Annotated in this window: 15 protein-coding genes; 5 read left to right on the top strand and 10 right to left on the bottom strand. The window is 62.1% G+C overall.

Annotated elements, in window-relative coordinates; genetic code table 11:
- Positions 1–23 precede the first annotated feature (23 nt).
- The 4 genes from ASD63_RS28300 to trxB form a co-directional block, all read right to left on the bottom strand.
- The gene (locus ASD63_RS28300) at positions 24–1145 is read right to left on the bottom strand and encodes an alkene reductase (protein ID WP_034791286.1); all 1122 of its coding nucleotides are present in this window, start codon (positions 1143–1145) and stop codon (positions 24–26) included.
- A gap of 44 nt (positions 1146–1189) precedes the next feature.
- A complete protein-coding gene (locus tag ASD63_RS28305; RefSeq protein WP_034791288.1) occupies positions 1190–1480 on the bottom strand; it encodes a metalloregulator ArsR/SmtB family transcription factor in 291 nt (96 codons plus the stop codon).
- A 614-nt stretch (positions 1481–2094) separates the two neighbouring features.
- On the bottom strand, positions 2095–2991 hold the full coding sequence (locus ASD63_RS28310; RefSeq protein ID WP_034791460.1) for a LysR family transcriptional regulator VtlR: 897 nt from the start codon (positions 2989–2991) through the stop codon (positions 2095–2097).
- A gap of 116 nt (positions 2992–3107) precedes the next feature.
- Positions 3108–4082, bottom strand: coding sequence for a thioredoxin-disulfide reductase (trxB, locus tag ASD63_RS28315; protein WP_034791290.1), 975 nt, complete (start codon positions 4080–4082; stop codon positions 3108–3110).
- A gap of 624 nt (positions 4083–4706) precedes the next feature.
- On the opposite strand from trxB, the gene ASD63_RS28320 reads away from it, so the two are divergent.
- Genes ASD63_RS28320 through ASD63_RS28330 form a run of 3 tightly spaced genes read left to right on the top strand, consistent with a single transcriptional unit; the run spans position 4707 to position 7038 of the window.
- The gene (locus tag ASD63_RS28320) at positions 4707–5177 is read left to right on the top strand and encodes an Lrp/AsnC family transcriptional regulator (RefSeq protein ID WP_034791292.1); all 471 of its coding nucleotides are present in this window, start codon (positions 4707–4709) and stop codon (positions 5175–5177) included.
- A gap of 9 nt (positions 5178–5186) precedes the next feature.
- Positions 5187–6008 (top strand): glycosyltransferase family 2 protein, encoded by an 822-nt coding sequence (locus ASD63_RS28325; RefSeq protein ID WP_034791294.1) that lies wholly within the window; start codon positions 5187–5189, stop codon positions 6006–6008.
- A gap of 7 nt (positions 6009–6015) precedes the next feature.
- The gene (locus tag ASD63_RS28330) at positions 6016–7038 is read left to right on the top strand and encodes a glycosyltransferase (protein ID WP_034791296.1); all 1023 of its coding nucleotides are present in this window, start codon (positions 6016–6018) and stop codon (positions 7036–7038) included.
- Positions 7039–7076: 38 nt separating this feature from the next.
- Here the strand turns inward: ASD63_RS28330 and ASD63_RS28335 are convergent, their stop codons facing one another.
- Both ASD63_RS28335 and greA read right to left on the bottom strand, forming a co-directional pair.
- The gene (locus ASD63_RS28335) at positions 7077–8135 is read right to left on the bottom strand and encodes a glycosyltransferase family 4 protein (RefSeq protein ID WP_034791298.1); all 1059 of its coding nucleotides are present in this window, start codon (positions 8133–8135) and stop codon (positions 7077–7079) included.
- 87 nt (positions 8136–8222) lie between these two features.
- Positions 8223–8699, bottom strand: coding sequence for a transcription elongation factor GreA (gene greA / locus ASD63_RS28340; protein ID WP_034791305.1), 477 nt, complete (start codon positions 8697–8699; stop codon positions 8223–8225).
- 293 nt (positions 8700–8992) lie between these two features.
- On the opposite strand from greA, the gene ASD63_RS28345 reads away from it, so the two are divergent.
- Positions 8993–10486, top strand: a complete 1494-nt coding sequence (locus ASD63_RS28345; protein WP_051659216.1) for an MFS transporter — start codon at positions 8993–8995, stop codon at positions 10484–10486.
- Between the two features lie 53 nt (positions 10487–10539).
- On the opposite strand, the gene ASD63_RS28350 is transcribed toward ASD63_RS28345, so the two are convergent.
- The 3 genes from ASD63_RS28350 to ASD63_RS28360 form a co-directional block, all read right to left on the bottom strand.
- Positions 10540–10875, bottom strand: coding sequence for a hypothetical protein (locus tag ASD63_RS28350; protein ID WP_051659217.1), 336 nt, complete (start codon positions 10873–10875; stop codon positions 10540–10542).
- Between the two features lie 134 nt (positions 10876–11009).
- Positions 11010–14501 (bottom strand): carbamoyl-phosphate synthase large subunit, encoded by a 3492-nt coding sequence (gene carB / locus ASD63_RS28355; RefSeq protein WP_060530105.1) that lies wholly within the window; start codon positions 14499–14501, stop codon positions 11010–11012.
- A gap of 218 nt (positions 14502–14719) precedes the next feature.
- Positions 14720–15748, bottom strand: a complete 1029-nt coding sequence (locus tag ASD63_RS28360; RefSeq protein WP_034791309.1) for a zinc-dependent alcohol dehydrogenase family protein — start codon at positions 15746–15748, stop codon at positions 14720–14722.
- A 263-nt stretch (positions 15749–16011) separates the two neighbouring features.
- Between ASD63_RS28360 and ASD63_RS28365 the strand changes: the two genes are divergently transcribed.
- Entirely contained in the window at positions 16012–16950 is a 939-nt protein-coding gene (locus tag ASD63_RS28365) for a neutral zinc metallopeptidase (protein ID WP_034791344.1), read from the top strand.
- A gap of 61 nt (positions 16951–17011) precedes the next feature.
- Here ASD63_RS28365 and ASD63_RS28370 read toward each other — a convergent pair whose 3' ends face one another.
- Positions 17012–18004 carry an aldo/keto reductase gene (locus ASD63_RS28370; RefSeq protein ID WP_034791351.1) on the bottom strand — a complete coding sequence of 331 codons (993 nt, stop codon included), beginning with the start codon at positions 18002–18004 and terminating at the stop codon, positions 17012–17014.
- Positions 18005–18093: the final 89 nt, after the last annotated feature.

Consider the following 18093-nt stretch of genomic DNA (forward strand, 5'->3'; position numbering starts at 1 on the left):
CGGAGCATTGCCATGTGGGAGTGTCAGGCGACCTGTTCAAGGGCCGGATAGTCGGTATAGCCCTTGGCGCCACCACCGTAGAAGGTTGCCTGATCCGGCGTGTTGAGCGGCGCATCGCGCTTCAACCGTTCGACGAGATCCGGGTTGGCGATGAACGGCTTGCCGAAAGCGACGAGGTCGGCTTCGCCGTCCTTGACCGTCTTTACCGCGAGTGCCCTGTCATAGCCATTATTGGTCATCCAGGCAGCCTTGCCGCCGGCAGCGACATAGGTCGAACGCAGGGCGTCGTAGTCGAATGGCTGGTCGCCCTGCTGGTGGTCGCGCGGGCCGCCGGTCGCGCCTTCAATGATGTGGATATAGGCGAGGGGGTAGCGGGCGAGGTTCTTGACCACATGGCCGAACACCTCCTGCGGTTGCGGATCAAAGGCATCGTTGGCGGGAGTGACGGGCGAAAGGCGGATACCGACCCGGCCGGCGCCGATTTCATTCGTCACGGCATCCATGACCTCGAACAGGAAGCGGGCGCGGTTTTCGATCGAACCGCCGTAGGTATCCGTGCGGTGGTTCGAACCCGAACGCAGGAACTGGTCGATGAGATAGCCGTTGGCCGCATGGATCTCGATGCCATCGAAGCCGGCGTCGATCGCGGCGCGCGCAGCCTTGCGATAGTCCTCGACGATCGCTTCGATCTCGGCGGTCTCCAGTGCATGCGGCTCGGAGGTTTCGGCAAAGGAGCCAGTACCGTCCGAATTGACCAGATAGGTCTTCGACTTAGCGCGAACGGCCGACGGTGCAACAGGCTTGCCGCCACCCGGCTGCAGAGAATCATGCGAAATGCGGCCGACATGCCACATCTGGACGACGATCCGGCCGCCCTTGGCGTGCACTGCGTCCGTCACCTTGCGCCAGCCTTCAAGCGCTTCCGGCGTATAGAGGCCCGGAACGTCGGCATAGCCCTGGCCCTGCTGGGTGATCGCCGTTCCCTCCGAGATCAGCAGGCCTGCCGTCGCGCGCTGCTCGTAGTAGGTCACATTCAGGGTGTTCGGAACGGCGCCCGGGGATCGGTTGCGGGTCAGCGGCGCCATCACGATGCGGTTTTTCAGCGCGATGTCACCAATGGTGATGGGGTCGAAAAGCGAGGCCATGGGAGGTCCTTTCAGGGGGGGCTGCTTGGGAGAAGGTGGTTGATTCAGAGATCGCCGATGCTCTCGAGGAAGGCGGCGATCGTCTCTTCATCGCGGCGGTAGAAGATCCATTGGCCAACCTTGCGGGTTGTCACGAGGCCGGCGCGCTGAAGCACAGCGAGATGCGAGGAAACGGTCGACTGCGACAGGCCGCAGCGTTCGAACTGGCCGGCACATACGCCGAGATCGAGCGGATGCTCTTGGGTCGGAAAATGGCGCTGCGGCTCCTTCAGCCAGGCGAGGATGTTCACCCGCACGGGATGGGCAAGCGCCTTGAGGATTTCGTCTCGGTCCATGGTATATCGCCATATCGTGTTTTAACGATAGATGTATCGCTAAAACACGATATTCAAATCACAAGACCGTGAGCGTGCTGCAGGCAAAAAAAGAGGGCCTCAAGAAAACTTGGGCCCTTGTAGTTGTGAAGGTAATAAGAACCTCCAGAGGGGAACAGCTAATGCGGTGGCGGGGAGGAGAAGCCACCAAGAATGCATCAGCTGCATTTTAATATGGGAAGCGAAGTATCGGCTTTCAATAGCCGGCTGTGATTTTCGTCACGTTTCGCCTGTATCTAACAGTAGACAAAAAAAGAGGGCCACAAGATGACTTGGGCCCTTATAAGTTGTGAAGGTAATTAAACCTCCAGAGGGGAACAGCTGCTGCGGTGGCACTGGGAGGAGAAGCCACCAAAGATGCATCAGCTGAGTTTGGTATGCTGCTTTTTTGGGCGCGCAACAATCATTTTCTGTGCATGACAGCCATGTCATGCGCGCATCCCTGCCTATTTCTGCGGCGAACAATAAAAATGCGCCGCACAATATAGACGGCGCATCCGTAATATCGATGTAAAAACAGATGGTTGGCGGCCTCTTGGGGAAATGCTCGGAAAATGAGCATTCGTCGAAGCGTCTTAAAAGTTCCAGTTGCGGGCCTTGGCGACGATGTAGTCGCGGAAGACCTTGAGCTTCGCGGCGTTCTTCATCTCGTCCGGATAGCAGAAATAGGTATCGAAGGACGGGATGTCGGCGCTGATCGGCAGCTGGATGAGGCCAGGATCGCGGCCGACGATATAGTCGGGCAGCATGGCGACGCCGATGCCGAGCAGGCAGGCGCGCTTGATCGAGGTCTGGCTGTTGATCTGCAGGTGCGACACGCGTGGATTGTCGGAATCGCGGCCGGCGATCTCGAGCCAGTTCACGTCGAGCAGATAGTTCGGCGCCGGCTCGCCGAATGTGATGATGCGGTGGTTGTCGAGGTCCTCGACCGACTGCGGCTCGCCATACTTGTTGATGTAGGAGGGGGCGGCGTAAACGTGCATGTGCACGGTGAAGAGCTTGCGCTGGATGAGGTCCGACTGCTGCGGCTGACGCAGGCGGATGGCACAGTCCGCGTGGCGCATGTTCACGTCCAGCTCCTCATTGTCGAGGATGAGCTGAACCTGCACGTCCGGGTGCAGCGACATGAACTCCTGGATCTTGTCGGTGAGCCAGCCCTGGCCGAGCCCGACCGTGGTGGTGATGCGCAGCTTGCCGCTCGGCTTGTCCGTGGTTTCGCTCAGTTGGACCTTGACACTCTCGAGCTTCATCAGCACTTCATGCGCGGTGCGATAGAGGATCTCGCCCTGTTCGGTGAGGATCAGGCCGCGCGCATGGCGGTGGAACAGCTTGATGCCGACATCCTGCTCCAGCGAACTCACCTGCCGGCTGATTGCGGACTGCGAAAGATGAAGCTTGTCTGCCGCATGGGTGAACGACCCAGCCTCGGCCGCCGCGTGAAAAATGCGCAGTTTGTCCCAGTCCAGCGACATGTAGTCCCCCATAAGAAACCACTCCGGAAGACGGGGTCCTGTCTTCCGGGCGTGGCTGATGCATCTGTTCCCACACGGGCGAGGTGCCTCAGCGGCACCACCCCGATTCGCAGCTTCTATTCGGCTGCAATTGCGACGGGCATATGACCCGCCAGGTATTTCTCGGCCTCAAGCGCTGCCATGCAGCCCATGCCGGCCGCCGTAACCGCTTGACGGTAAATGTCGTCCGTCACGTCGCCTGCGGCAAAAACGCCGGGCACGTCGGTCGCCGTCGAATCGGCCGCGGTCCAAAGATAGCCGTTGGACTTCTGCCGAAGCTTGCCTTTGAAAAGTTCGACTGCCGGCGCGTGGCCGATCGCGACGAACACGCCGTCGGTGACCATGTCGGAGGTTTCGCCGGTCTTGGTGTTGCGCAGCTTCACGCCGTTGACGGAAGCGGGCATCGGCGGCTTGGCCGGCGCACCCAGGTATTCCGTGACCTCGTGATCCCAGATCACCTTGACGTTCGGCTTGGCGAACAGGCGCTCTTGCAGGATCTTCTCGGCGCGGAAGCTATCACGGCGGTGAACGACAGTGACCGTCTTGGCGAGATTCGAGAGATAGAGCGCTTCCTCAACGGCCGAGTTGCCGCCGCCGACGACGATCACGTCCTTGTTGCGATAGAAGAAGCCGTCACAGGTGGCGCAGGCCGAGACGCCGAAGCCCATGAAGGTCGGTTCGGTCTCGATGCCGAGCCACTTGGCCTTGGCGCCGGTTGCGATGATCAGCGCGTCCGCCGTCCAGTCGTTACCGCTGTCGGTCTTGATGCGGAACGGGCGCACCGACAGGTCGACATCGGTCACGAGATCGTTGACGATCTCGGCGCCGACATGGGTCGCCTGCTTCAGCATCTGTTCCATCATCCACGGGCCTTGGACCGGATCGGCATAGCCCGGGTAGTTTTCGACGTCAGTCGTGATCATCAACTGGCCGCCCTGTTCCATACCGGCGATCAGTACGGGCTCGAGCATGGCGCGCGCCGTATAGATGGCGGCGGTATAGCCAGCCGGGCCGGAGCCGATGATCAGCACTTTCACGTGACGGGCAGTCATAATCTTGTCCTTCGCTCATCGGAGAGGATTGCCTCCACATCCGATTCCATTGCGTCAATGGGAAATCGTCCCATACTTTAGGTATTCCCCACCATGACTTTCAAGAGTGCGCAGCCTGATACACACAAGTGCTTGAGCCTCAAGCCCGCTTTTGCCACCAGATGACGCGCTTAGGGCACAGGCGTCGGCCCGGCATCGATCCGCGCCGCACCCCGACAATGGAGCGCTCCTTGCGTCGCTCCTGAAGATGTCCACCTCTATTTGCGCATCTACCGGCATCGCCAACGCCATTTTCCCGCGAATAGTCGGCCGGGCTGCTTGTTGTCCAGCGGGTTTGACGATATTTCACGCGGATTCACTTTGCTGGAGAAGCATATGGGGTTGAATGCCGGCCGTGCATGGTTGCACTGCGAAAGCGCTGCGCTCGGCCACGCACCGACTCGAGACGACCTTGCCCTTGACGAGCGCGCCTTGCTGAAAATCTCGACCGAGATGATCGCGGCAGCGCCGGGATAGGCGGACATCAGTCGACGTCGCCCGCCATCGGGGCAACCTCACCATCGGCAGACACAAGTTTTCGACTTTGCCTCGCGCTCAAAGTCACCACGAAAAGGACGAACGTTCATGACGAAACAAGTCGAGCTCGACGCTATCGATCTCAAGATCCTTCGCGAGCTCCAGCGTGATGGCCGGATGACCAATGTCGATCTCGCGCAAAGGGTCGGCATCTCCGCGCCGCCCTGCCTCCGGCGCGTGCGCAAGCTCGAAGAGACCGGCGTCATCAAGGGCTATCACGCACTGCTGAACGCACCGGCGCTCGGCTTCGATCTCGTCGCTTTCTGCATGGTCGGCCTGAAGCGTCAGTCGGAGGCCGACCTCAAGGCGTTCTCGGCCGCTACTGCAGAATGGCAGATCGTCCGGCAGGCCTGGACGGTTTCCGGCGAAAGCGACTTCCTGCTGCATTGTGTCGCCGAAAACCTCACGACTTTCCAGGATTTCGTCATCGAAGTGCTGACGGCCAATGAACGGGTCGACACGGTGCGCACGATGCTGACCATTCGCCAGGTCAAGGATATCGGCCTCGTCCAGATCTAAGGCCCGCCCATGAACAAGCTTCCGCTGTCCGCCTTCATCATCTGCCAGAACGAAGAAGCCTATCTCGGCAATTGCATCGAGAGCCTCGAGCAATGCTCAGAAATCGTCATCGTCGATTCCGGCTCGACCGACGGAACGGCAGCACTCGTGCAGTCCTACATCGACAAGGGTTGGCCGATCCGTTTCCTGCATGAGCCGTGGCGGGGCTATGCCGGCCAGAAGCAGTTCGCGCTCGACCAATGTACGCAGCCCTGGTGCTTCAACATCGATTCCGACGAACGCCTGGACGAACCGCTGAAGGCACTGCTGCCCTCGCTGCTCGATGCGCCGCCGGAGACGGTCGGCTGGCGCGTCGCGCGCAGGCCCTACCTCATCGGCTACGGCTACACGCCGGAGCGGGCGCACGAGCGGCGAAACCTGCGTCTGATCCGCCAGGGCAGGGGACGATACGATCTCAATCAGAAAGTCCACGAGGGGATCGTGCCGGATGGCGCGGTCGGCGCCGCTGCCAAGGGCAGCCTGCTGCACTATCGGCCGCTGATCATCGACGAGCAGATCCTCAAGGAAAACAAGTATTCGACGCTGAAGGCCGATCAGCAGTTCGCCGCCGGTAAGTCGGCGCGCCCTTACAAAATGCTGTTCAGCCCGCCACTCTATTTCCTTAGGCTTTATTTCCGCAACGGCCTGTGGCGCTGCGGTTTTCCAGGCTTCATTGAGGCGATGACGGGAGCGGTGTACGCTTTCCTGACCGCCGCCAAGATCTATCAGAGGCACGCGCTCAAGCGGCATCCGAACCATGACGACATGGATCGGCGCGCCAGCAAGCGGTGAGGTTTTCATGAAAGTCATGCATTTTCACTTCGGCAAGGATGGCGGCGCTGAGCGTTTCTTCGTCCACCTGGTCAACGCGCTCGCCGAGCGTGGCGTCGAGCAGACCTCGGTCATCCGCCATGGTCGTATCTGGAAGAAGGACATCGAGGGTGCGACGCGCATCATCGAAAGCAACTTCCGTAACCTGTCGCTCGACCGGATCCTCCTGCCGATGAAGGTCAGCAGCATGGCACGCCGCGAAAAGCCGGATGCGCTGTTTGCCTGGATGCCGCGCGCCAGCCGCCTGATGCCCAACTACAAGGGCTGCATCAAGATCTCGCGTCTCGGCGACTATCCGCTGCGGCTCGACTATTTCCGCAACACCGATTGCCTCGTCTGCAACACGCCGGGCATTGCCGAGCATGTGCGCAAGATCGGCTGGAAGCGCGACGTCGAAGTCATCTCCAACTTCACCGGAACCGAGCCGGTCGCGCCCATCAGCCGCGCCACGCTCGACACGCCTGAGAACGTGCCTGTGGTCATGTCAATGGGGCGCTTCGTTCCGCGCAAGGGCTTCCACACGCTGATCCAGGCGATCGCCAAGGTGCCGGATGCCTATCTGTGGCTCGTCGGCGATGGCGAAGAACGTGCAAATCTGGAGAAACTGGCCGCCGACCTCGGCGTGGCAAAGCGCGTGCGTTTCGCCGGCTGGCAGAAGGACACGCGGCCTTTCCTTGCCGCTTCCGACATCTTCGTGATGGCATCGAGCCACGAGCCGCTCGGCAACGTAATCCTCGAATCCTGGGCGCAAGGGACACCGGTTGTTTCCAGCCGTTCAGAAGGGCCGCAATGGTTCATGCGCGATGGCGAAAACGGCTTGATGGTCGATATCGGTGACGCTGACGGCTTTGCCCAGGCAATCGACCGCATCGCGGGCGATACGTCGCTCGGTGAACGGCTTGCCGAACGTGGGCACGAGACCCTGATGAACCAGTTCTCGAAGCAGGCGATTACCGACGCCTATCTGAAGCTCTTCGCTTCGAAGCGCTGAGAGAGTCTAGTGCGAGGCTGCCACGCGGTGGCAGCCTGTCAGGGACGCATCAGGCGTTCATAGACCGCGTTGATCGCGCGGGCCTCGCCCTCGATCGCAAAGGATGCGCGGGTCAGCCCCAGACCGTTCGCGCCAGCCAAGGTCCGGCGATGATCATCGTCCATGAAGCCAGCCGTTGCCTCGACCATTGCCTGTAGATCGTTGGCGGCGATCACGGCGCCGGTTTCCTGCTCTCCGACGACGACCAGTTCCGAAAACGCGCCGACGTCGGTTGCGATAACGGGCACGCCTGTCGCCATCGCTTCGAGCGGCGTCAGCCCGAAACCTTCCCAGCGCTGCGGCGCGATGAAGAGATCGAGCCCACGATACCAGTCCGGAATGTTGGTGTGTTCGCCAACGAAACGGATGCGGTCGGTGAGCCCGGCCTTTGCGACCCGCTCTTTCAATTCGTTCTCGAAGGCGACGTGCGGGCCGGTGGCGCGACCGGCGACGATGGCACTCCAGCCGGGCCGGCACGGCAGAAGCCCAATCATGCTGTCGACGAAGAGATCCGTGCCCTTCTGCTTACGCACCCGCCCGAAGCAGCCGACATATTTTTGGTTGGGGTCGAGCCCGAGCGCAGCTTTGGCTGCCGCTGTGTCAACCGGCGGCTGGAAGCGCTTGGTATCGATGCCGTGCAGGATCACCGTGTTCGGCACCTGCAGATAGGCGGCGGTCTTGCCGCTGGTCGCGATTACCGCGTCCATGCGCGAAATCAGAAACTTGCTCCAGCCGGTGTGGCGGCGCTGCGACGCAGAGGTGAAGACGATCCTCAGCTTCATGCCGAGAAGGTCGCGCAGCACGATCGCCGGCAGCATTTCGACATTGCGGCGCGCATGCCAGACCCGGCAGGGCCGTCCGTCCGGTGCGCTCCACAGGCGCAGGAGATCGCGGAAGCGGATCGAGGGCAGGGTGTCAGGCAAACCCGGGCCAAGCACGGCGATCTTTTCGCCGAGCGCGCGCTGGATCGGAATCAACTGGATGATGGTGGACGTCACGCCCGAGAGGCGGCGCTTGAAATTGGGAGCGATGACCTCGACGTTCCGGATATCGGCCACGAAAGCGCACTCCTTGCGCGAGCAACGATCGTCTTTTGAAAAGGAGAAACGGGGCGAAGGCAGGCTTCGCCCCTTGGCTAGGGCAGATCAGCCCCAGTTGACGGCGAGAATTTCGTAGGCCTTGGAACCGCCAGGCGCGTTCACTTCGATGGAATCGCCGACTTCCTTGCCGATGAGCGCGCGCGCGATCGGCGACGAGATCGAAATGCGGCCAGCCTTCACGTCGGCTTCCTGGTCGCCAACGATCTGGTAGGTCTTTTCTTCTTCAGTGTCTTCGTCGACGAGTTTGACCTTGGCGCCGAACTTGATCTTGGAGCCGGACATCTTCGAGAGATCAATGACTTCCGCGCGGGCGATCAAGTCTTCGAGCTCGGTGATCCGGCCCTCGTTGTGGCTCTGCGCTTCCTTGGCCGCGTGGTACTCGGCATTTTCCGACAGGTCGCCATGTGCACGGGCTTCGGCAATCGCCTCGATGATTCGCGGTCGTTCTTCCTGCTGGCGCCAGCGCAGCTCCTCCTGCAGGTTGACGAATCCGCCCTGTGTCATCGGCACTTTTTCGACCATTTCAATGTCCTTCATCAAGCACGAGGCGCCGCCCTTAGGGCGGCGCCAACGCAAAAGAAAACGGTCTCCGGCGCGTAAACGCCGGAACCGTCCGAAACTTCGAACCTTGGTTATAGCAGAAACGGAAGCGCGAAAGCCAGATATTTCGCCATCATCCACCGAACCCTGAAAGGCCACTGCAACTTGTGGGGGAAGCGATGGGGTGGCAAGCTACGCAGAAAGCGCTTTACCTCAACCGCGGTTGAGGTCGTAACAAAGGTGTTCCTAAGAGATAGCAGCGAGGAACGTTGGGCATGGTTCTGGCGAGGGACGAAACCAAGGCAGGCGAAGGCAATACCGCACTTCAGGAGGACGGCCGCTGGAGCGAACTGTTGCGGCCGGACTATCTGGCGACGACGGCTGCCCTTTGCCTCGGGGTCGCGTTGTTCGCATTCAACGAGTTTTTCGTAGCGACCGCGCTGCCCACAGCCGTCGAAGAGATCGGCGGCGCTACGCTGTTGTCCTGGGCCGTCACGCTCTATCTCGTCTTTGCCATTCTCGGCGGCGCTGTTGCCGCCACGCTCAAGTCAAGGTTCGGCGCACGAGGGACGCTGATTACGGCCGCGCTCATCTTTGTCGTCGGCACCCTCATCGCGACCGCCGCCGGCAGCATGCCGCAGGTCCTCGCCGGTCGCGTGTTTCAGGGATTCGGCGAGGGGATCATTGCTGCGGTCTGCTACGCGCTGATTCCCGAACTCTTCCCGCCGCGCCTGGTCCCAAAGGTATTCGGAGCCGAGGCCATCGTCTGGGCAACGGCGGCCTTTGGCGGGCCACTCGTGTCCGGATTCCTGACGGAACACTGGTCATGGCGGGCGGCTTTCGCCGTCAACGTTCCCGCAACCGTCATCTTCGTTGCGCTCGTTCTGCTGATCGTACCGGCACGCAAGGTGCCATCGACCGACACGCCTCGTCCAATCCCGCTGCTGCGGCTGACCGTGGTCGGTTCCGGCATATTGCTGATATCGGTCTCAAATACGGCGAGCAGCGTCCCCTTGATGGCGGCGGCGCTGGCGACGGCGCTGACCATCCTCTGGGCGGCCGTCGCAACCGACCGTCGGTCGGAGCATCCGATCCTGCCCGCGGGCGCCTTTCAGCTCACAAAACCGCTCGGCACCGGACTTTGGGTCGTGCTGCTGATGCCCCTCGCTCAAGCGTCCGGCTCGGTGTACCTCATTTATGGCCTGCAACATGTCTGGAATTTCAGCCCCACGGCCGCCGGTTTTTCGGCGGCATTGATGGCGATCTCCTGGAGTGTGACCGCTATCGCCGTCGCAAGCCTGCACTCGCACGCTCTGCGCGTGAAGCTCATCCCTGCGGGACCTGCGCTTCTCAGCCTCGGGCTTGCCGGTCTGATGATCGCCTTCGCGATCGACGATTACCGGCTGGTCTTCCCGAGCCAGATCGCGGTCGGGGCCGGGTTCGGCATGTCGTGGGGCACGCTCAGCCAGCTGATGATGGACGTCTCCTTGCGAGGAGAGCGGGACAAGACCTCAGCGTTTCTGCCGACGTTGCAGTCGGCCGGTTATGCGATCGGCGCGGCGATCTGCGGGCTGACGGCCAATCTTCGCGGTTTCGACGAGAAGGCGAACGTTGCCACGATGCACGCCGCCTTGTTCACGGTTTTCGTCGTCGCGTTCCTGATCTCCACGGCTTCTCTGTATCTGGGCGTCAGAACCGTGCGGCTCGCAGCGAGCCACGCGCGTCGTGATCGGGGCAGAACTGCTGCCGAGGCCCTGGCGGCAGACTAACAGTGTGATCAAGCGCAGGATGGATGTTCCTGCGCTTTGCTCGTGGCGCTGCTTCAGGCTGCAGCGTAGAGAGAGGCGCCGACCTGGCGGCGGGCAAGCAGAGCCCGCTGTTCGGCGCCGCGGCCGATGGAGGGCACGATTGTTGCCAGCAGCCTGCGGTTGCTGGAACGGACCTGGACCTTCAGCGAACCATAATCGGCATCGCGGCCGATCTTGTCTGCGATCCGCTGGCCGTAATAGAGGGCCGATCCCTCGTCGAAATGGCTGATACCGTCTTCATCGACGAAGTGCTCGTCGCCCCACAGCAAATCAAAGAAATAGAGTTGCACGATCTTGCCCCATGTCGCGCCCACCGGCGAAGCCGCCGATCTCTCAGTGCGCAGGGTCATAGAAACATGTGCCGGGGGAATGCAGGCTGAACCGGTCGTTCATGCGGCGTTCAGCGGAGGGGCGGGCTGTTGAAGCGCATCACACCCTCGGGGATGGCGGCGGCGCGCGAGGGTTTCGCGCGCCGCGGTCTTTCTTAGGCCTTGAAGTAGCTCTGCAGCGGGCGCACTTCGAGGCTGCCTGCCTTCAGAGCCTTGATTGCGTGCGCAGCCGCTTCAGCACCGGACATGGTGGTGTAGTAGGGCACCTTTTGCATCAGCGTGGCGCGGCGCAGCGACTTGGAGTCCGAGATCGCCTTGTTGCCGTCCGTCGTGTTGATGACGAGCTGAACGTGACGGTTGCGGATCGCATCCTCGACGTGCGGACGACCTTCCTGAACCTTGTTGATCTTGGTGGCGGCAATGCCGTGTTCACCGAGGAATCGAGCCGTGCCGCTGGTCGCCATGACCTTGAAGCCGATGTCGACGAGGATGCGGATTGCCGGCAACACCCGGGTCTTGTCCTCGTCGCGCACCGAAACGAACACTGTTCCATCGCGCGGCAGGTCGACGCCGGCGCCGAGCTGCGACTTGGCAAAGGCCAGTGCATAGTCGGTGTCGAGACCGATGACTTCGCCGGTCGAGCGCATTTCCGGGCCAAGCAGCGTATCGACGCCGGGGAAACGTGCGAACGGGAAGACTGCTTCCTTGACCGCGATGTGCTTGAGGTTGCGCGGATCCGGCTTTTCGCCATAGGCGGCGATCGCGACATCGAGCGCTTCGCCGGTCATGACGCGGGCCGCGATCTTCGCGATCGGCGCACCGATCGTCTTGGCGACGAAGGGTACGGTGCGCGAAGCGCGCGGGTTGACTTCGAGCACGTAGATCGTGCCGTCCTTGATCGCGAACTGCACGTTCATCAGGCCGCCGACATTGAGCGCCTTGGCAAGGGCTGCCGTCTGGCGTTCGAGTTCGTCGACCATGTCCTTGTCGAGCGTGTGCACCGGCAGCGAGCAGGCGCTGTCGCCCGAGTGGATGCCGGCTTCCTCGATGTGCTCCATGATGCCCGAGACGAAGACATCCTTGCCGTCGCACAGGCAGTCGACGTCGACTTCCGTCGCGTTGGTCAGGTAGCTGTCGAACAGCAGCGGATTCTTGCCGAGCAGCGTGTTGATCTGGCCGGTCTTGTCGTTCGGATAGCGCTGCTTGATGTCCTCAGGAACGAGGCCCGGAACCGTGTCGAGCAGGTAGCTCTGCAGCATGCTTTCCGAATGGATGATCTGCATGGCGCGGCCGCCGAGAACGTAGGACGGGCGCACGACCAGCGGGAAGCCGATTTCGGCAGCGACGAGGCGGGCCTGCTCGACCGAGTAGGCAATGCCATTGTTAGGCTGGTTGAGGTCGAGCTTCATCAGAAGCTTCTGGAAGCGGTCGCGGTCTTCGGCAAGGTCGATCGCGTCGGGTGCCGTGCCGAGGATCGGGATGCCGTTCTTTTCCAGCGCTTCGGCGAGCTTCAGCGGCGTCTGGCCACCGAACTGGACGATGACGCCGACGAGTTCGCCCTTTTCCTGCTCGGCGCGCATGATCTCGATCACGTCCTCGGCCGTCAGCGGTTCGAAGTAGAGGCGGTCGGAGGTGTCGTAGTCGGTCGAGACCGTTTCCGGGTTGCAGTTGATCATGATCGCTTCGTAGCCGGCATCCTTCAGCGCGAAGGCGGCGTGGCAGCAGCAATAGTCGAACTCGATGCCCTGACCGATGCGGTTCGGACCGCCGCCGAGAATGACGACCTTCTTGCGGTCAGACACTTCAGCTTCCGAGCGGGCGGCACCGACGAAAGGCGTTTCGTAGGTCGAGTACATGTAGGCGGTCGGCGAGGCGAATTCGGCAGCGGAGGTGTCGATGCGCTTGTAGACCGGGCGGACATTAAGCGCATTGCGCAGTTCCGCCACTTCCTTCGGGCGCTTGCCGCCGAGCGTTGCGAGGCGGGCGTCGGAGAAGCCCATCGCCTTCAGCATGCGCAGGTTCTCGGCATCGGCAGGCAGGCCGTGCTCGCGGATGCGCGCTTCCATGTCGACGATCGCCTTGAACTGGGCGATGAACCACGGGTCGATCTTGCTCGCCTCGTGAACCTCGGCTTCGCTCATGCCAAAGCGCAGCGCCTGCGCAACCATGCGCAGTCGGTCCGGCGTCGGCGTGCCGATCGCCGCACGAATGGCGTTACGGCCATCGCCGTTCTCGTCCATGTCGGGGATTTCGATTTCGTCGAGGCCGGTAAGGCCGGTCTCGAGGCCGCGCAGCGCCTTCTGCAGCGATTCGGCAAAGGTACGGCCGATCGCCATGACTTCGCCGACCGACTTCATGGCGGTGGTCAGAACCGGCGATGCGCCCGGGAATTTTTCAAAGGCGAAGCGCGGGATCTTGGTGACGACGTAGTCGATCGACGGTTCGAACGAGGCCGGGGTCGCGCCGCCGGTGATGTCGTTGTCGAGTTCGTCGAGGGTGTAACCGATCGCAAGCTTCGCCGCGATCTTGGCGATCGGGAAGCCGGTCGCCTTGGAGGCGAGGGCCGACGAGCGCGACACGCGCGGGTTCATTTCGATGACGACGAGACGGCCGTCCTTCGGATTGACGGCGAACTGCACGTTCGAGCCGCCGGTCTCGACGCCGATCTCGCGCAGAACCGCGATCGAGGCGTTGCGCATGATCTGATATTCTTTATCGGTCAGCGTCAGCGCCGGCGCAACGGTGATCGAATCACCGGTGTGCACGCCCATGGGGTCGATGTTTTCGATCGAGCAGATGATGATGCAGTTGTCCGCCGTGTCGCGGACCACTTCCATCTCGTACTCCTTCCAGCCGAGCACCGATTCTTCGATCAGCACTTCGGTGGTCGGCGACGCATCGAGACCGCTGCCGACGATGTCGAAGAATTCCGTGCGGTTATAGGCAATGCCGCCGCCGGTACCGCCGAGCGTGAAGGACGGACGGATGATGGCGGGCAGGCCGACATCGTCAAGCGCCTGCGCGGCAATCGCCATCGCGTGGTTCATGTAGCGCTGCTTGCGGTCGCCTTCGCCAAGGTTCCACTGGTTCTCGAGGTCATCGAGCGCCTTGTCGAGCTCGGCGCCGGAAAGCCGGCTCTTCAGTTCGGCGCGCTCGGCCTCGTGCGTCTTGCGGTCATGGTCCTTGATGTCGGTGGCATTCGCCAGCCGCGACTTCGGCGTTTCGAGGCCGATCTTCGCCATGGCTTCGCGGAAGAGGGCGCGGTCTTCGGCCTTGTCGATGGCGTCCGGCTTGGCGCCGATCATCTCGACATTGTAGCGGTCGAGAACGCCCATGCGGCGCAGCGAGAGCGCCGTGTTGAGCGCAGTCTGGCCGCCCATGGTCGGCAGCAGCGCGTCCGGGCGCTCCTTGGCGATGATCTTGGCGACGACTTCCGGGGTGATCGGCTCGACATAGGTTGCGTCCGCCAGACCCGGATCGGTCATGATCGTCGCCGGGTTGGAGTTGACGAGGATGACGCGGTAGCCTTCCTCCTTCAGCGCCTTACAGGCCTGGGTGCCGGAATAGTCGAATTCGCAAGCCTGACCGATGACGATCGGCCCCGCGCCGATGATAAGAATGGACTTGATATCTTGGCGCTTCGGCATGGTCGATCATCCGTTTCTAGCTGCGCGAAAAACCGGCCGAGGTGGGAGGTCACCGGCCGGGCACGCATTGATGGGTCTTTTCAGGCTAGAAGCGGCTTATAGGCAAATGTTTCTGCAAGCGAAACCCCGAAAATTCCGGAATCGACAGGAACCAGCCATATTTGCGCACCTCCGGCCATGCAGAGCGCTTCGCGCACGGCGAAACAGCGCCGGAAATGTCAGGGGCGGCCGGGGATGACGAGAACCTTGACCTCTCCGGCCGCCGGCGGATGCGCAATGACGTTGGCTGCTTCGCCGAGCGTCACCCGCCGCGAAATCAGCTTGTCGATCTCGATGGCGCCTGAGGCGACGAGGTCTGCTGCACGGCGGTGGACGAAGGGGTTGATGAAGGATCCGAGCACCCGCAGTTCGCGAAAGAGAATGTCGAACGGTTCGATTTCCACGGTCTCGCCCTTCGGCATGACGCCGAGGATCACGACGGTGCCACCGGACCTGGCAAGGCGAGTCGACTGCATGACGGTTTCGGCAACGCCGGCGCATTCGATGACGACATCGACCCCGCCGGGAACGAGCCCGGTGTCACCGGCGATCTGTTCGATGATATCGGTAGAGGAAGGATCGACCGTCGCCGTTGCGCCGACCTCTTCGGCAAGGCGGCGCTTTGCCGCCTGTCGTGTGGAAAGAATGACCGTCGTTGCGCCGGCGAGGCGGACGAGCTGCACGACCAGTAGGCCGATCACACCGCCGCCAAGGACGACGACGGAGGAGCCGGCGCGAATGCCCGCCATATCCACGCCATGCAGGCAGCAGGCGAGCGGCTCGCAGAAGGCGCCATGAACGGGGGCGAGGCTCAGTGGTATGTCATGGGCCTGCTTGCGGGGCATAACCACGTACTCGGCAAAACCACCGTCACGATGGATGCCGATCGCCCGGAGATTGCGGCAGAGATTGATGCGCCCGGCGGTACATTGCGGACAGGTACCGCAAGCGATGTTGGGGTCGCCGGTGATTCTCGCGCCGATTGCGATATCGGAGACCCTGCTTCCCACCGCCTCGACGATGCCGCAGAATTCGTGGCCGAGCGTCACCGGCGGGGTCGAGGGGAATTCGCCGTGCAGCAGATGCCGGTCCGTGCCGCAGATGCCGCAGGCTTCGACCCGCACCAGCAGATCGTCCGGGCCGGGTAGGGGCTTTGGCACTTCTGCGACCCGCAGCTGACCGATACCTTTGAGCCGCAATGCCTTCATCGCCCTGCCTCCTCGCCCTGTCCGCATGGGCATAGGAGCCGCAAAGCAGGTTTGCGTCAAGGCGAGCGCGGCTGTTCAAGAGAGGGCGGCCGGTCGGGCCGGCGGCCCGGCTGCCGGCAGCGCCTTGGCGAAGTGGTCGCCTTGTCAAAAAGATTGGTGAGATCGCGAACTTACGGGGCGCGATTGCGTTTTACAACGACGTTAGGGCCGTCTTATAAAAGAGCAGACCGACAACGCCTTTCAGAGGCCGGGGAGGACAGATCATGGAATGGAAGGGCCGCCGCCAATCCGACAATATCGAAGACCAGCGCGGCGCGAGCCCCGGTGGCGGCAACCCGTTTGGGCGCGGGGGCGGTTTTCGCATGCCAGGCGGTGGCGGCGGCATGCGGCGCGCCGGAGGCGGTATGAGCTTCGGTACGATTATCTTCCTCGTCGTGCTCTATTTCATCCTCAAGGCCATGGGCATCGACATGCTGCAGGTGCTGGAAGGCGGCGGCGGCCAGGTGCAGATGCCGGGCTTCGAGCAGAGCGATGGTTCGCCGGCACCGCGCGGATCCGCCCAGGAAGAGGAAATGAAGCAGTTCATGGCGACGGTGCTCGCCGAGACTGAAGACACCTGGAACGGCATTTTCCAGGCAAACGGCCAGCAGTATGAAGAGCCGAAGATGGTGCTTTTCCGTGGCCAGGTGCGTTCCGCCTGCGGCTTTGCTTCGGCTGCCTCCGGGCCGTTCTATTGCCCGGGCGACCGCAAGGTCTATCTTGACATGAGCTTCTTCGACGAACTCGCGCAGAAGTTCGATGCGGCCGGCGATTTCGCCCAGGCCTATGTCGTCGCGCATGAGGTCGGCCATCATGTCCAGAACCTGATCGGCGTTCTGCCGAAGTTCAACCAGATGCGCCAGTCGATGAGCGAGACCGAAGCCAACCAGATGTCGGTGCGCGTCGAACTGCAGGCCGATTGCTTCGCCGGTGTCTGGGGCAAGTATACCCAGCAGAAGGGCCTGCTCGAACAGGGCGACCTTGAAGAGGCGCTGAACGCGGCCACCCAGATCGGCGATGATACGCTGCAGAAGCGCATGCAGGGCTATGTCGTTCCCGAGAGCTTCAATCACGGGACCTCCGAGCAGCGCATGCGCTGGTTCAAGCGCGGCTTCGACAGCGGCAAGATGACGGCCTGTGATACTTTCTCGGGCGCGGCCTGATTTCTTTGAACCAGAATCATTCGAAAGGGCCGGCTTGTCTGCCGGCCCTTTCGTTTGTGGCTTAGCGCTCGCTATCCATGTGGGCGAGCTGGGCTTCTGGATACCGCGCGCCGGCTGCCGCATTCTTCGGCACTGACTGTTCGATCACCGCCAGATCGTCTGCGCTGAGATGGACGTCGCGCGACGACAGGGCCTCTGCCAGTCGATCGCGCCGCCGCGCGCCGACGAGCGGTACGATGTCCTTGCCCTTGGCCGCAACCCAAGCGATCGCGATCTGTGCCACCGACACGCCCTTGCCTTCGGCGATTCGTCTCAAAGCCTCGACGAGGGCGAGGTTTCGATCGATGTTGCCTTCCTGAAACCGCGGGCTCATGGCGCGGAAATCGCCCTTGCCGGCCGCGCCTTTCTGCCAATGGCCGCTGATCAGCCCGCGTGAAAGGACGCCGTAGGCGGTGATGCCGATACCGAGTTCGCGGCAGGTCGGCAGGATCTCATCCTCGATGCCGCGCGAAATCAGCGAATACTCGATCTGCAGGTCGACGATCGGATGCACGGCCGCCGCACGCCGGATGGTTTCTGATCCGACTTCCGAGAGGCCGACATGCCTGACGTAACCCGCCTTCACCAGATCGGCAATTGCGCCAATGGTGTCCTCGATCGGCACATCCGGGTCGAGCCGGGCGGGACGATAGATGTCGATATGGTCGACGCCGAGCCTCTGCAGCGTGTAGGCGAGAAAATTGCGAACGGCCTTGGGCCGGCAATCGTAGCCCAACCAGTTGCCGGCGGCATCGCGCAGGGCGCCGAACTTCACGCTCAGCAGCGCCCTGTCGCGCCTTCCGCCCTTCAACGCTTCGCCGATCAGCATCTCGTTGTGACCCATGCCGTAGAAATCGCCGGTGTCGAGCAGCGTGATGCCGGCTTCCAGCGCTGCATGGATCGTGGCGATGCTTTCGGCCCGGTCCGCAGGGCCGTACATGCCGGACATGCCCATGCAACCGAGGCCGAGCGCCGAAACCGAGGGACCGGACTTTCCGAGTGAAACGTAATCCATCTTCGTTCTCCTTCGACAAGGCCGAAAACCAGCCGGCCGTTTGCTCGGTCTCCTGTTTACTTCGTCCGATGCCGTGCGATAATCCGATC

It is taken from the genome of Ensifer sp. Root558 (genome assembly GCF_001427045.1).
Lineage (GTDB): Bacteria > Pseudomonadota > Alphaproteobacteria > Rhizobiales > Rhizobiaceae > Ensifer > Ensifer adhaerens.

What these genes read in the sequence shown, in the direction of transcription:
- ASD63_RS28300 (WP_034791286.1), bottom strand. Translation starts at nt 1,145, where the DNA reads ATGGCCTCGCTTTTCGACCCCATCACCATTGGTGACATCGCGCTGAAA.
- ASD63_RS28305 (WP_034791288.1), bottom strand. Translation starts at nt 1,480, where the DNA reads ATGGACCGAGACGAAATCCTCAAGGCGCTTGCCCATCCCGTGCGGGTG.
- ASD63_RS28310 (WP_034791460.1), bottom strand. Translation starts at nt 2,991, where the DNA reads ATGTCGCTGGACTGGGACAAACTGCGCATTTTTCACGCGGCGGCCGAG.
- trxB (WP_034791290.1), bottom strand. Translation starts at nt 4,082, where the DNA reads ATGACTGCCCGTCACGTGAAAGTGCTGATCATCGGCTCCGGCCCGGCT.
- ASD63_RS28320 (WP_034791292.1), top strand. Translation starts at nt 4,707, where the DNA reads ATGACGAAACAAGTCGAGCTCGACGCTATCGATCTCAAGATCCTTCGC.
- ASD63_RS28325 (WP_034791294.1), top strand. Translation starts at nt 5,187, where the DNA reads ATGAACAAGCTTCCGCTGTCCGCCTTCATCATCTGCCAGAACGAAGAA.
- ASD63_RS28330 (WP_034791296.1), top strand. Translation starts at nt 6,016, where the DNA reads ATGAAAGTCATGCATTTTCACTTCGGCAAGGATGGCGGCGCTGAGCGT.
- greA (WP_034791305.1), bottom strand. Translation starts at nt 8,699, where the DNA reads ATGGTCGAAAAAGTGCCGATGACACAGGGCGGATTCGTCAACCTGCAG.
- ASD63_RS28345 (WP_051659216.1), top strand. Translation starts at nt 8,993, where the DNA reads ATGGTTCTGGCGAGGGACGAAACCAAGGCAGGCGAAGGCAATACCGCA.
- ASD63_RS28350 (WP_051659217.1), bottom strand. Translation starts at nt 10,875, where the DNA reads ATGACCCTGCGCACTGAGAGATCGGCGGCTTCGCCGGTGGGCGCGACA.
- carB (WP_060530105.1), bottom strand. Translation starts at nt 14,501, where the DNA reads ATGCCGAAGCGCCAAGATATCAAGTCCATTCTTATCATCGGCGCGGGG.
- ASD63_RS28360 (WP_034791309.1), bottom strand. Translation starts at nt 15,748, where the DNA reads ATGAAGGCATTGCGGCTCAAAGGTATCGGTCAGCTGCGGGTCGCAGAA.
- ASD63_RS28365 (WP_034791344.1), top strand. Translation starts at nt 16,012, where the DNA reads ATGGAATGGAAGGGCCGCCGCCAATCCGACAATATCGAAGACCAGCGC.
- ASD63_RS28370 (WP_034791351.1), bottom strand. Translation starts at nt 18,004, where the DNA reads ATGGATTACGTTTCACTCGGAAAGTCCGGTCCCTCGGTTTCGGCGCTC.